The sequence below is a fragment of the Bradyrhizobium sp. MI1.4 genome (assembly GCF_055811315.1).
The window spans coordinates 17,686-30,709 of sequence record NZ_JBVVPP010000009.1 but is presented as its reverse complement, the minus strand read 5'-3'; the positions used below and the strand labels follow the sequence as shown (position 1 = coordinate 30,709).

At 63.9% G+C, this 13,024-nt stretch carries 12 protein-coding genes; 9 read left to right on the top strand and 3 right to left on the bottom strand.

From position 1 onward, the window contains the following. Positions 1-17 precede the first annotated feature (17 nt). The 4 genes from AC0L23_RS12835 (at position 18) to AC0L23_RS12820 (ending at position 3,524) form a co-directional block, all read left to right on the top strand. The gene (locus AC0L23_RS12835; RefSeq protein ID WP_158091731.1) at positions 18-194 is read left to right on the top strand and encodes a hypothetical protein; all 177 of its coding nucleotides are present in this window, start codon (positions 18-20) and stop codon (positions 192-194) included. 72 nt (positions 195-266) lie between these two features. After that, positions 267-1,319, top strand: a complete 1,053-nt coding sequence (locus AC0L23_RS12830; RefSeq protein ID WP_085361244.1) for an Ldh family oxidoreductase — start codon at positions 267-269, stop codon at positions 1,317-1,319. 36 nt (positions 1,320-1,355) lie between these two features. Next, positions 1,356-2,723 carry an LLM class flavin-dependent oxidoreductase gene (locus AC0L23_RS12825; RefSeq protein ID WP_085361243.1) on the top strand — a complete coding sequence of 456 codons (1,368 nt, stop codon included), beginning with the start codon at positions 1,356-1,358 and terminating at the stop codon, positions 2,721-2,723. A gap of 15 nt (positions 2,724-2,738) precedes the next feature. Continuing rightward, positions 2,739-3,524 carry a fumarylacetoacetate hydrolase family protein gene (locus tag AC0L23_RS12820; RefSeq protein ID WP_085350137.1) on the top strand — a complete coding sequence of 262 codons (786 nt, stop codon included), beginning with the start codon at positions 2,739-2,741 and terminating at the stop codon, positions 3,522-3,524. Here AC0L23_RS12820 and AC0L23_RS12815 read toward each other — a convergent pair whose 3' ends face one another. Then, a complete protein-coding gene (locus AC0L23_RS12815; protein WP_085361242.1) occupies positions 3,525-4,445 on the bottom strand; it encodes a LysR family transcriptional regulator in 921 nt (306 codons plus the stop codon). A gap of 145 nt (positions 4,446-4,590) precedes the next feature. On the opposite strand from AC0L23_RS12815, the gene AC0L23_RS12810 reads away from it, so the two are divergent. The 3 genes from AC0L23_RS12810 (at position 4,591) to AC0L23_RS12800 (ending at position 6,415) form a co-directional block, all read left to right on the top strand. After that, positions 4,591-4,932, top strand: coding sequence for a hypothetical protein (locus tag AC0L23_RS12810; protein ID WP_244561299.1), 342 nt, complete (start codon positions 4,591-4,593; stop codon positions 4,930-4,932). Positions 4,933-4,991: 59 nt separating this feature from the next. After that, complete coding sequence (locus AC0L23_RS12805; RefSeq protein ID WP_085350140.1) at positions 4,992-5,492, top strand: hypothetical protein; 501 nt, start codon at positions 4,992-4,994, stop codon at positions 5,490-5,492. Between the two features lie 83 nt (positions 5,493-5,575). Beyond that, positions 5,576-6,415 carry an MFS transporter gene (locus AC0L23_RS12800; RefSeq protein ID WP_085350176.1) on the top strand — a complete coding sequence of 280 codons (840 nt, stop codon included), beginning with the start codon at positions 5,576-5,578 and terminating at the stop codon, positions 6,413-6,415. Positions 6,416-6,425: 10 nt separating this feature from the next. Here AC0L23_RS12800 and AC0L23_RS12795 read toward each other — a convergent pair whose 3' ends face one another. Next, positions 6,426-6,881, bottom strand: coding sequence for an Lrp/AsnC family transcriptional regulator (locus AC0L23_RS12795; RefSeq protein ID WP_018453391.1), 456 nt, complete (start codon positions 6,879-6,881; stop codon positions 6,426-6,428). A gap of 153 nt (positions 6,882-7,034) precedes the next feature. Here AC0L23_RS12795 and AC0L23_RS12790 point away from each other — a divergent pair, with 153 nt between their 5' ends. Beyond that, positions 7,035-10,484 carry an indolepyruvate ferredoxin oxidoreductase family protein gene (locus tag AC0L23_RS12790; protein ID WP_085350141.1) on the top strand — a complete coding sequence of 1,150 codons (3,450 nt, stop codon included), beginning with the start codon at positions 7,035-7,037 and terminating at the stop codon, positions 10,482-10,484. 75 nt (positions 10,485-10,559) lie between these two features. Then, positions 10,560-11,984: an indoleacetamide hydrolase gene (gene iaaH / locus AC0L23_RS12785; RefSeq protein ID WP_085361239.1), complete on the top strand. Its 1,425-nt coding sequence runs from the start codon at positions 10,560-10,562 to the stop codon at positions 11,982-11,984. Here iaaH and AC0L23_RS12780 read toward each other — a convergent pair. After that, a complete protein-coding gene (locus AC0L23_RS12780) occupies positions 11,979-12,890 on the bottom strand; it encodes a LysR family transcriptional regulator (protein ID WP_085350144.1) in 912 nt (303 codons plus the stop codon). The two genes, iaaH and AC0L23_RS12780, sit on opposite strands and share 6 nt — an antisense overlap. Positions 12,891-13,024 lie beyond the last annotated feature (134 nt).

The window sequence follows — 13,024 nt, the reverse complement described above, 5'->3', positions numbered from 1 at the left end:
TTTTCCCGGATGACGTTATGACCGGCGATCGCCTAAGTGGTCGTTATTGCGCGCTGCAAACCGTCGATCAAAGTGAACGAGCTGCGAACGACCTGCGCCAATCTGTCGAAAATGCCACCGCGCGGGACGAATCTTCGCCCGACGGCCCTGCTCGCTGCGAATTTGCAGCCCTGTATTGGTTTACAGGAGATTGATATCGCAGCCGCGCTTTGAGACCATGGCTCCCAACAAGCAGCCTGTTAAGGGCACCATGCCGGGGAAGCGCCATGCCGATCGTCCATGCCGACCGCCTCACGCGCATCAGCGCAGCGCTGCTTCGGGTTGCCGGGGCTTCCGAGGAAGAGGCCGACGCGGTCGCAAACGGCTGCGTCAACGCCAATCTCGCCGGCCACGATTCCCACGGCGTGATCGCCATTCCCACCTATGTTGACCGGATCAAGGCCGGCCACATCGTGCCCGGCGCCAGATGGACCATCGTCCGGGAATCGCCGACGACGACCGTGATCGACGGCCAGTGGGGTTTTGGCTTCCACGTCAACGCCAAGGCGATGGCGCTGACGATCGAGAAAGCGAAGACGGCGAATGTCGCCGCCTGCACCGTGTTCCGGCAAAGCCATGTCGGCCGCCTCGCCGCCTATCCGCTGATGGCAATGCGCGAAGGCATGATCGGGATCGCAACGGCGGATTCCGGCCGTTCGCCGAAGCATGTGGCGCCATTCGGCGGCAAGGAGGCACGGCTCGGCACCAATCCGATCTCGATCGCGGTGCCGTCCGACCTCGATGCGCCGTTCTACCTGGACATGGCGACCTCTGCGGTCGCGGCCGGCAAGATCCAGCTCGCGGTCGCCCGCGGCGAGGAAATCCCGCCGGGGTGGATCATCGATGCCGAGGGACGGCACACTACCGATCCAACCCAGTATCGCAAGGGCGGCGCGCTGCTGCCGCTCGGCGGCACCGAGGGCTACAAGGGCAGCGGCCTCGCCGCAATGGTCGAGGTCCTGTGCGGCCTGCTCACCGGCCTCGGTTTCGGCGTCGAGCCCACGGGCCGGCACAATGACGGCTGCTTCATGGCCGTGTTCAACGTCGCCGCGTTTCGCCCGCTGCAGGATTTCAAGCGCGAGGTCGCCGAGTTCGCACACTATCTCAAATCGACCCCGCCCTCCGAGGGCAGCAAGGGCGTGTTCTATCCCGGTGAGATCGAGGGCTTGCGTGAGCAGCAGCGCCTGCGCGACGGCATCGAGATCGAGGATGCGACCTGGGAAAAACTGCGCGCGCTGGCGCGCGAGTACAGGCTCGACACGGTCCTCGACCTGGCCTGACGGATTTCGGCCTGACGCAATTCGGAGAACAGCAGCATGACGCGGCAGATGGTACTGGTCGGCTTCCTTCAGGCCCAGAACTGCACGAATTTGCCGAGCTCGTGGCGACATCCGGACTCGCGCGACGATTCGATGTCGGCGGACTATTATCAGGAGATCGCCAAAATCCTCGAAGCCGGCAAGTTCCACATGGCCTTCTTCGACGACCGGCTGGCGATGCCGGACCGCTACGGCAACGATCACGCCCACACCGTCGAATACGGCATCCGCTGCGTGAAGATGGATCCCCTGATCGTGCTGACGACGATGGGCATGGTGACGGAGAAGCTCGGGTTGGGTGCGACCGGCTCGACGACTTATTTCGAGCCCTTCGACATCGCCCGCCGCTTCGCAACGCTCGACCTGATGTCGGGCGGACGCGCCGGATGGAACGTCGTGACCTCGCTCAATGACGGCGAGGCCTTCAACATGGGCCGGGATTCTCATCCCGAGCACGACGCCCGCTATGACCGCGCCGACGAATTCATGGAGATCGTTCTCGGCCATTGGGACACCTGGGAAGACGGCGCGCTCATCATGGACAAGACGAGCGGCCGCTTTGCCGATCCGGCCAAGGTGAAGCGGCTCGATCACAAGGGCCCATTCTACAAGTCCCGCGGTCCCTTCACGGTGCCCCGCTCCGACCAGGGCCATCCCGTGATCATCCAGGCCGGCGCGTCCGGCCGCGGCCAGCGCTTTGCAGGACGATGGGGTGAGGTGATCTTCACCGCCGCGCGCAACCTCGCCGCCGCCAAGGAAGGCTATGCGGCGGTGCGTAACGAGGCCGCGAAAGCCGGTCGGGATCCGGAGGCGATGTTCCTCTGCAACCTGACGACACCAGTCTGCGCCGCGACCAAAGCTGAGGCCGAAGACAAGATGGCGTTGATCAACAAGCTGCCGCTGCAGATCGATGCGCTGTCGCTGCTGGCCGAAGCGCTCAACTACGACTTCGCCTCCAAGGATCTCGACGAGCCGCTGACGACTGAGGAGTTGAAGAGCATGCAGGGCATTCTGGGCATCCGCGACGGCGTGCTCAAGAACTCCGGCAAAAGCAATCCGAGCGCGCGCGACTTCGTCACCTTCTCCGGCCGCGGTCAGGTCCAGGATGCGATGGTCGGCGGTCCCAAGGAGATCGCGGACAAGCTCGAAGAAATGTTCGTCGAGCGCGGCTGCGACGGTTTTGTCATCGCCGCGACCTATGTGCCCGGCTCCTATGCCGATTTCGTGCAACATATCGTCCCGGAATTGCAGCGGCGCGGATTGTTCCAGAAGGAGTATCGCGGCAAGACGCTGCGGGAAAATCTCGGGCTCAAGCGCCCGGCAGCCGGCGACTGGAAAGTGCAGCCGCGCGATGCCGCGGAATAACAACGGAGACACGGCATGCGCTGGCTGAAATTCACCGCTGCGAACAAGACGTCCTGGGGGATCGTCGAGGGTGACCAGGTCATCGCGATCGAGGGCGATCCCTTCGGAGAATGGCAACGCACCTCGCGCACGTATCAGCTCTCGCAGGTCAAGATCGAACTGCCGCTGATTCCGCGCACCTTCTACTGCGTCGGCTTGAATTACCTCAAGCATCTGAAGGAAGCCGCCGACAAGCGCGGCGAAGTGCCTGCTGTCCCCGACCGCCCCGAGATCGGCTATCGCGCGCAAAACGCGCTGATTGCGCATGACGAGGACGTCGCGATCCCGTCCTTTGCGACGGACAAGATCCACTACGAAGGCGAACTCGTTGTCGTCATCGGCAAGAAGGTGAAGCATCTCACCAATCAGAATGCGATGGATTGCGTCTTCGGCTACACCATCGGCAACGACGTCAGCGAACGAAGCTGGCAGAAGGCCGACCGCAGCCTGTGGCGGTCGAAGAACGCCGACACGTTCAAGCCGATGGGCCCGTGGATCGAGACCGAGGCCGACCTCGACAAGATGGAAACGATCGTCCGGGTCAACGGCAAGGAGACCAACCGCTTCCACACCAACGACATGATCTTTGGCGTGGTGCCGTTCCTAGTCGAGCTGACCAAGTATTTTACGCTATGGCCGGGCGATGTGATCTGGATGGGCACGGATGGTGCCTCGCCTGATATCAAGCACGGCGACGTCGTGGAGATCGACATCACCGGTGTCGGCACGCTGCGGAACAGGTTCGTGCGGGAAGAGCGGTGATCAACTCGTGGCGCCTGAGTGGCCCTTCACATGGTCGATAAACGCCCGCAGTTTCGGCATGATTTGCCGGTGGCCGGGATAGTAGAGGAAGACCCCCGGTGTCATCGGCGCGAATTGCTCCAGCACGCGGGCGAGTTTTCCCGTCGCTATGGCGCCTGTGGCCAATGGTGCGGGCACTTGCGCAAGACCCACACCTTCGATTGCTGCCCCCAGCATCGTGGGGAAATCGTAGGCGATGAAAGGTCCTGATACCGCAATCTCGATCGAACGGCCGCCGTCGTCGAGCGACCATGATGCGAGCGCGCCGCTCGACCGCCGCAATCGCAAACAAGCGTGCGTACGCAGGTCGTCCGGATGCTCGGGCCGACCGGCACGCGCGAGGTAAGTGGGGCTGCCGACGACGATGAGCGGGAGCGGCTTGGTCAGCCGCACGGCGATCATGTCTGGGGCGATGAACTGCCCCATCCTGATGCCGGCATCAAAGCCTCCGGCCGCTAGATCGATCATCTCTTCGCTCGCGGCAAGCTCCACCTCGATCTCTGGATAGGTCTGGCAGAACGAGGCGATCAGCGGCTCGAGCAGGATCGGCACGACCGAGCGCGGTACGGTGAGGCGCAGGAGCCCGGCCGGTCGCCGTCCGAGCTCACGCGCCGCCCCGCTTGCCGCGATGAGTTCTTCGAACGCCGGTCTTGCGCGCGCGAAAAATCTTTCGCCGGCTTCGGTCAGACCGACGCTGCGGGTCGTACGGATGAAGAGCGCGGCGCCGACGCGCGCCTCGAGCGCGCGAACCGCCTGACTGATAGCCGAAGGCGTTACCCCGAGTTCAGCGGCCGCCCGGCGGAAACTGCGGTGCTGGGCAACGCTGAGGAACGCCTCCACGCCGTCGAGCGCTCCCTGCCTGACTGTGAAGTTCTGCTTCATAGCCCATCAACATTATCGCGAATAGTCGCCCGCGGAAAGCGGCCATACATCCGGATTGCAAATGAGCCGCACCGGAGACCGAAACCGATGAAGGCAATCCGCAACGCCGCCCTGGCACGCCCTCACACTGACAGGTATTACCGCCATGACCGATCCATCCCTTGCGCAAGCACAAGCGCCGTCACCCGCGACCACCGGGGTCATGGTCATCCTGACCGTGAAAGCGGGCATCACGCGCGAGCAAATCATGGCCGTCATGCCCGATGAAATCAGGCAGACCGTGCAGCTCTATCTCAACGGAAAGGTCCGCGAATGGTATTCGCGTTCCGACGGGCGCGGCGCCGTGTTCGTGCTGGATGCCAAGAATGATGCCGAAGCGCATGCGATCATGGATGGCTTGCCGCTCGCCAGGCAGGACCTCATCGAGCATGAATACATCGCGGTCGGCCCGCTCATGCCGCTTCGCCTGCTCATGGCCAAGCCCTAAGCGTCCATCGATGCCGAGCTTCGACCTCGACTATCCTGACATTCATAAGGACATCCGACGTGCCATCGAGCTTCAACCTTCCGTTCGTCCTCAGCGTCGCCGGCGCCTTCCTGACAAGCGCGGTGGTGGCCATCACCTACGTTTGGCCGGCGGTCGGCGCCATGCCGCGTCACGACGCCTTGCGGCTTCTCGCGGCTTTCCATGCGTTCAGGTTCCTAGGGATGAACTTCATGGTTGCCGGGTTCGTGTCCTCGGAATTGAGCCCGGACTTCGCCAGCGAAGTTGGATGGGGAGATCTCGTCGCCGCCACTCTCGCACTCATTTCAATGGCGGCGCTGTCCTGGCGATGGTCGATCGCCATCCCGATCGTCTGGACATTCAACGTCTGGGGTACGCTGGATCTCCTGAATGCGTACTACATGGGCGTGAGGATCCAGAATCCCGGCCTGTTCGGCGCCGGCATCTATATCCCCGCCCTTTATGTACCTCTGCTGCTGGTCAGCCACGTCCTCGTCTTCACGATCCTGCTGAGGCCCGGATCGGACAAGCAGGCAGCATGATACTGCGCCCGGGCCGCAATCCGACATGCCAGCCGAGATGGCTTGCGTCGATGCGCGGGATAGCCTCTGAGGAAGGAATGCCGATGAACAGCGATGCCGTTTCCGCCGCCGAAATTGCTCCGCGTCCCGTGCGGCTCAGCCTAATGTCGGCCGTCCTGTTCACGATACTCTGGACCTGGTTGATCTACGCGGTGCCGGCACTTCCGGAGAGCGGCATTCCGGCCCTGGGCGTTCGGCTGATGACGCATGGGCTCATCGCACTTGGTCTGTGGCTCGGCCTTGGAAACACTGACCTGACACCAGGACAGCGCCAGGCAACCTGGCTCGTCCTCATGGTGCCTTTGACGCTGTGGGCCACAGTCGCCTGGACCGCGGCCATCAACGGTGCATTTCGCGCGGGCGCCTCCGCCTTGCCGTTGCTTCCAGCCGCGATCCTGTTGCCGGTCATCCTCGGCGCTCCGGTGCTGCTGCTGTCAAAGCGAGTGGGACAATTGCTCGATGCAACGCCGCCGACGTGGTTGATCGCGCTTCAGCTCTATCGCATCTTTGGCAGCCAATGGCTCGCCTACTGGATGCGTGGGGTGCTGCCGGGCTTGTTTGCATTGCCGGCAGGAACCGGCGATGTGCTGACCGGCCTTTTCGCCGTGCCGGCAGCGCTCGCGCTCGCGACCGGAACGGCTGAGGGGCGAAAGGCAGCCATCCTCTGGAACCTGTTCGGCCTCGCCGATTTCGCCGTCGCGATCGGCTTGGGGATGATGATGTCGCCCGGCGCATTGCAGCTGATCATTTCGAACGGCCCGAGCATGGCCTTAGACACCTTTCCGAATGTGCTGACGCCCGCCTTCGTCGTGCCAAGCTCGATCCTGCTGCACGCGCTGTCGCTGCGCCAACTGTTTCGGCGCAGGCAGGAAGAGGCGGCGTAAGCGCTGCCTCTCAAAACGGCAGCGCGACGCCCGTCTTGATCTCCTTCAGCACCACGTTGCTTCTGACATAGCGGATGCCGGGAATGCGGAACATGAAGTCGTCGAGGAATCTGTTGTACGCCGCCATATCCTGCACGACGACACGCAAATGGTAATCGGCATCGCCCGTGGTCGCAAAGCACTCCAGCACCTCACGCCGCGTGGTCACCCGCGCGACGAACTCGTCGACGAATTTTGCGTCGTGCCGTTCCAGCGAGACGTGGAGGATCGCGGACATCGCAAAGCCGGCCTGCTCGCGCGCGACCAGGGCCGCATAGCCCCGGATGGCACCGCTCTCCTCCAGCGCGCGCACCCGGCGCCAGCATGCCGAAGTCGACATGCCGACTGCGTCGGCGAGCTGCTGGTTGGTGGCGCGGCCGTCCTTCTGAAGATAGGCGAGAATCCGCGCGTCCTGGTCTTCGATCATGGAAACCACCAAAATGGATTAATCTACCTTCCCGTAGATCGTTTTGGATAACTCTACCATAATAGGTACGCTATTCGGAAAGAAAGGTAAGACCTACCAGTTGCCCAGGCTTACTCTTCTCCCATCCGGCAAGGATGCCGTGGGGAGGTCCGCATGGACGCCATTTCGTCTCTCGATCCTTACGAGCTTTCCGACCGCTACGATCGCGAACGGGGCCGCGTCTTCCTCACCGGCACGCAGGCCATCGTCCGCATCGCGCTCGACCAGGTGCGGCGCGACCGTGCCGCGGGGCTGAACACGGCGGGCTTCATCTCAGGCTATCGCGGCTCGCCACTCGGCGGGATCGACCTCGAGCTGTGGCGCATCCACGAGCGACTGAAGCGGGACCGCATCGAATTCCTCCCCGCAGTGAACGAAGATCTTGCCGCGACCGCCGTGCTCGGCTCACAACAGGTCGAGACGCAAGCCGACCGCGAGGTCGATGGCGTGTTCGGTCTCTGGTACGGCAAGGGCCCCGGCGTCGATCGCTCCGGCGATGCGCTGAAACACGGCAACGCCTACGGCTCCTCACCGCATGGCGGCGTTCTGGTGGTCGCCGGCGACGACCATGGCTGCGTCTCGTCCTCGATGCCGCACCAGTCCGACGTCGCCTTCATGAGCTGGTTCATGCCGACGCTCCACCCCGCAAGCGTCAGCGAATATCTCGAATTCGGTGAATATGGCTACGCGCTGAGCCGCTTCACCGGCATGTGGGTCGGCTTCAAGGCGATCTCTGAGATCGTGGAATCCGGCGCGTCCGTCGCGCTGCGCCCACCGCGGGCCTTCCACCCGCCAGACTTCACGCCGCCACCCGGCGGCCTGCACTATCGCTGGCCCGATCTGCCCGGCCCGCAGATCGAGGAGCGGCTGGAGGCGAAGAAGCACGCGGTCTACGCCTTCGCAAAGGCTAATCCGATCGATCGTCACATCTACGACATCCCGGACGCCACCTACGGCATCGTCACCACGGGCAAGGCCCATCTCGATCTGATGGAAGCGCTGCGGCTGATGGGTCTCGACGAAGCGGACTGCCGCAGCATCGGCATCGACATCTACAAGGTCGGCATGGTCTGGCCGCTGGCGCTGCATGACGCGATGGCGTTCGTGAGGGGCAAGCGCGAGATCCTTGTCGTCGAGGAGAAGCGCGGCATCATCGAAAGCCAGTTCAAGGAATATTTTTACGATTATCCGGGCGAAAAACCCGAGCGCATGGTCGGTAAGCATGACGAGCAAGGGGCGCGGCTGATCTCCTGGATCGGCGAATTGTCACCGCGTGCGCTCGCTGGGGTGCTCGCACGCCGTCTCGATCCGATGTTCCCAGGCCTCAATCTCGCCGCACGCGCAGCCGGCTTGATGCCTGAGGCCTCGCGCACGATCAACGTCAGCGGTGCGACGCGTACGCCCTATTTCTGCTCGGGCTGCCCGCACAATACATCGACGAAAGTGCCCGAGGGTTCGAAGGCGCTGGCCGGCATCGGCTGTCATTTCATGGCCAGCTGGATGGACCGCGAGACATCGTCCCTGATCCAGATGGGAGGCGAAGGCGTGAATTGGGCCGCCTCGTCACGCTTCACCGGCAACAAGCACGTGTTCCAGAATCTGGGCGAAGGCACCTATTATCATTCGGGTTCGATGGCGATCCGGCAGGCGATCGCCGCCAAGGCCAACATCACCTACAAGATCCTGTTCAACGATGCCGTGGCGATGACCGGCGGCCAACCCGTCGACGGCCCAATCAGCGTCCACGCTATCGCGCACAGCGTCCGCGCCGAGGGCGTTGCGCGCATCGCGCTGGTGTCGGACGATCCGGCGCAATTTCCGCCAGGCGATCTTCCGGTCGGCGTGTCCCTCCATCCGCGCGAGAAGATGGACAGCGTGCAGCGCGAGCTGCGCGATATTCCCGGCGTCTCGGTGCTGATCTATCAGCAGACCTGCGCGACAGAGAAACGGCGTCGCCGCAAGCGTGGACAGATGATCGATCCCAAACGCTTCGCCTATATCAACGATCTCGTCTGCGAAGGCTGCGGCGACTGCTCGGTCGAATCCAACTGCCTCAGCGTCGAGCCCAAGGAGACGCCGTTCGGCCGGAAGCGCCGGATCAACCTCTCATCCTGCAACAAGGACTTTTCCTGCCTCAACGGGTTCTGCCCGAGCTTCGTCACCGTCGAGGGCGCGAGGCGCCGGAAGAAGGGCGCGAGCCGGATCGACGCGGTCGGCCACGCGGCCACGCTTCCCCTGCCCGGGCCCGCAACGCTCGACCGTCCCTATGATCTGCTCGTCACCGGCGTCGGCGGCACCGGCGTGATCACGGTCGGCGCGCTGATCGGCATGGCGGCCCACCTCGAAGGAAACGGTGTCTCGGTGCTGGATTTTACCGGCTTTGCGCAGAAATTCGGGCCGGTGCTGAGCTACATCCGGTTGGCCGCATCCCCCGACGCATTGCACCAGGTCCGTATCGACCAGGGCGCGGCCGATGCGCTGATCGGCTGCGACCTCGTCGTCAGCTCCTCGCCGAAGGCGTCCGGCACCTATCGAAAAGGTACGCGCGCCGCGGTCAACACCGCGGAGATGCCGACCGGCGACGTCGTCCGCTTCCGTGACGCCGATCTCGCCTCACCCGCCCGCCTGCGTGCGATCGGCCAGGTGATCGGCGACGGCAATCTCGACACCATCAACGCCAATGCGCTGGCCGAGCGCCTGCTCGGCGATGCCGTCTATGCCAATATCGTCATGCTGGGCTTTGCCTGGCAGCGCGGGCTGCTGCCGGTCTCGCTGTCGGCGCTGTTGCGCGCGATCGAGCTCAACGGCGTCGGGGTCGAAAGCAACAAGCAGGCTTTCGCCTGGGGCCGGATTGCAGCCGCCGATCCCGACTTCTTGCCGAAGGTGGACGAAGCGCCGAAGGCCGAGACGCTCGACCAGCTGATCGACCGCCGCGCCGACTTCCTCACGGCTTATCAGAACGATGCCTACGCAGCGCGCTATCGAGAGCGCGTTGCAAGTGTTCGCCATGCCGAAGCCAGCCTGAATAGCGAGGCATTGACCCAGGCGGTCGCGCACGCCCTGTTCAAGCTGATGGCGTACAAGGATGAGTACGAGGTGGCGCGCCTGCACATGCAGAGCGGCTTCCTCGACGAGTTGAAAGGCGAATTCGACGGCGACTTCAGCATCCAATATCACCTCGCCCCGCCGTTCCTGCCGTCGAAGCGCGACGCCCGCGGACGTCCGCGCAAGCGCGCCTTCGGACAGTGGATCCAGATGCCGCTCGCCATGCTGGCGCGATTGAAGGGATTGCGCGGGACGCCGTTCGACCCGTTCGGCTACACGGCGGAACGGCGCGCCGAGCGGGAACTGATCACCTGGTACGACGGCACCATCAAACGGCTGCTCGGCGGGCTCGAGGCGGCGCATCTGCCAAGTCTGGTCGCCATTGCAAAAGCGCCGATGGATATCCGGGGCTACGGGCCGGTTAAGGACGCCGCGATCGGGAAGGTGAAGGCCGAGGTCGAGCGGCTGTTCGCCGAGCTCGACGCCCCATCACCTGCAAAGATGCGCGCCTACGGTTGACGGGGCGCCGACGAGGCTTCAGCCTCTGGAGCCGAGGCGCGCCCTGATGGCGCTCCTGCAACGAGGTGACGCCTCATGGATTTCGACCAGTTGACCCTGACCCAGGCTGTGGCCGACCTCCGCGCCGGAAAAATCACGAGCACCGCGCTCACGACGGAAGCTCTCGCCCGCGCCACGGCCAATGCCGATCTGAATGCCTTCGTCACCCTGGACGAGGCCGGCGCCCTGAAGGCTGCGGCCGCATTCGACGCGAACGACAACAAGGACAAGCCGCTCGGCGGCGTTCCCATCGTGATCAAGGACAATATCGAGGTCGCGGGGCTCCCGTGCAGCGCGGGAACGCCAGCGCTGAAACATTACGTTCCGAGGGGCGACGCGCCGGTGGTCGCAAAGCTGCGTGCGGCGGGCGCGGTCATCATCGGCAAGACCAGCATGCACGAGCTCGCCTTCGGCATCTCCGGCTACAACACCGCATTCAAGACCGGCGCGGAGTTCGGCGTGCGCAACGCCTATGACCGCGCCCTGATCGCGGGCGGCTCCTCCTCCGGGACCGGTACCGCGATTGGCGCGCGCATCGTGGCAGGCGGGCTCGGCACCGATACCGGCGGATCGGTCCGGGTGCCGGCTGCGCTGAACGGCTGCGCCTCGCTGCGTCCGACGATCGGCCGCTATCCGCAAGACGGCATCGCACCGCTCTCGCACACCCGCGACACCGCGGGTCCCATGGCCGCGACCATAGCGGATGTCGCACTGCTCGACCGCGTCATTACGGGCGGCGATACTATCGCGCCGGCCGATCTGAACCAGGTACGGATCGGCATCGTGAAAGCCACACTGACCAATCTCGACGCCGACACGGACGCCGCATTCCAGGCGGCCGTCTCGAAAATGAAGGCGCAGGGCGTCACCGTCATCGAAATCGAGATGCCTCTGCTCGCCGAACTCAACGGCCAGGTAAGCTTTCCCGTCGTGCTGTATGAGGCCTATGACGACATGGTCGCCTATCTTAGACACACCGGTACCGGCCTCAGCATCGTGGCGCTGGCAGCGGAGATATCCAGCGCAGACGTGAAGGGCACCTATGATGGGCTGGTGATCCCGCGCAAACTGCCCGCCCCCGATGGCACGCTGGTTGACGCCAAGCCGATCTACGACGCCGCGATCAACACAGCGCGCCCCGCGCTTCAGGCGCTCTACAGCAGGACTTTCGCCGACAACCGGCTCGATGCCATCGCCTTCCCGACCACGCTGCGCGTGGCCATTGCCTCCAATCCCGATTCCAGCAGCCTGGAGAATTTCGCCCTGTTCATCCAGAACACCGATCCCGGCAGCAATGCCGGCATTCCCGGCATCCAGATTCCAATCGCGCTCGGCACCCGGAGCAAACTGCCGATCGGGCTTGAATTGGACGGCCCCGCGGGCAGCGATCGCCGCCTGCTTGCGATCGGCATGGCACTCGACGCCGTGTTCGGGCGATTGCCGCCGCCGCGCCACTCATGAATACGGATTGATCAGCTTCTGCTGCTCGGCGCTGTGATGCACGAGCATGTCGATGAAGGTCCTGACCTTCGCCGACAGATGATGCCGGTGCGGATAGACGGCGTTCATCGACATCTCGACCGGCCGGTACTCGGGCAGCAGGCGAACGAGCCGACCGGCTTCGAGATCGTCCCGAACGAGAAAGCCGGCCATCAGGCAGACGGCAGCGCCTTCCAGCGCCACCTTCCGCAAGGCCTCACCGCTGTTGGTGACGAAGCTGCCGGAGATGCGTACCGATGCCGGCGCGCCCTTGCGATCGAAAAAGCGCCAATCGTCGCCGAACGGATAGTTCAAATGGCGCCCGCAATTGTGCGTGGTGAGCTCATCGAGCTTCTGCACGCGACCGTGCTTGTCGAGATAGTCGTGCGAGCAGCACAGCACGTGACGCCAGGTGGCAAGGCTGCGGACGATCAGGCTCGAATCCGGCGGCGCGGTCATGCGCAGGGCAACATCGTAGCCTTCTTCGATGAGGTCGATGTCGGCTTCGCCCATGCGCAGATCGATCTTGAGCTCTGGATACGCCGACAGGAGCTTCGCCACCACGGGCGCGACGAACGGCACCATGTGCGTGGCGACGTGGATCCGTAGCGTGCCGCGGGGCACCGACTGCAATTCGCTCGCGATATCGTCGGCCTGTTCGATATCGGCGAGGATCTGGATGCAGCGGTCGTAGTAGGCCTTGCCGATCTCGGTGAGATTGACCTTACGCGTGGTGCGCTGAAGCAGCCTCACCCCGAGCCGGTCTTCCAGCGCCTGGACGTGATTGCTCACCATGGTGGTCGACATGTTGAGCTTGCGGGCTGCTGCAGAGAAGCCGCCGGTCTCGACCACCCGGCTAAAGACTTCGAGGCTCGTCAATCGGTCCATGCCGACTGATTATCCGCTCTTGGTCGATAATCGCAAGGAATTCTGTCCGATTATCCGTCGGATCGGCTCGCGCGCGGATGGCGGATGGGTTGGCCGCAATCCCTCGACAGAGGCGGCAATCGCTCTGGGGCAGT

Coding starts and splice junctions, on each gene's coding strand:
- AC0L23_RS12795 (WP_018453391.1), bottom strand. CDS start 6,881: ATGATCGAAGACCAGGACGCGCGGATTCTCGCCTATCTTCAGAAGGAC.
- AC0L23_RS12780 (WP_085350144.1), bottom strand. CDS start 12,890: ATGGACCGATTGACGAGCCTCGAAGTCTTTAGCCGGGTGGTCGAGACC.
- AC0L23_RS12825 (WP_085361243.1), top strand. CDS start 1,356: ATGACGCGGCAGATGGTACTGGTCGGCTTCCTTCAGGCCCAGAACTGC.
- iaaH (WP_085361239.1), top strand. CDS start 10,560: ATGGATTTCGACCAGTTGACCCTGACCCAGGCTGTGGCCGACCTCCGC.
- AC0L23_RS12810 (WP_244561299.1), top strand. CDS start 4,591: ATGACCGATCCATCCCTTGCGCAAGCACAAGCGCCGTCACCCGCGACC.
- AC0L23_RS12830 (WP_085361244.1), top strand. CDS start 267: ATGCCGATCGTCCATGCCGACCGCCTCACGCGCATCAGCGCAGCGCTG.
- AC0L23_RS12820 (WP_085350137.1), top strand. CDS start 2,739: ATGCGCTGGCTGAAATTCACCGCTGCGAACAAGACGTCCTGGGGGATC.
- AC0L23_RS12835 (WP_158091731.1), top strand. CDS start 18: ATGACCGGCGATCGCCTAAGTGGTCGTTATTGCGCGCTGCAAACCGTC.
- AC0L23_RS12790 (WP_085350141.1), top strand. CDS start 7,035: ATGGACGCCATTTCGTCTCTCGATCCTTACGAGCTTTCCGACCGCTAC.
- AC0L23_RS12800 (WP_085350176.1), top strand. CDS start 5,576: ATGAACAGCGATGCCGTTTCCGCCGCCGAAATTGCTCCGCGTCCCGTG.
- AC0L23_RS12815 (WP_085361242.1), bottom strand. CDS start 4,445: ATGAAGCAGAACTTCACAGTCAGGCAGGGAGCGCTCGACGGCGTGGAG.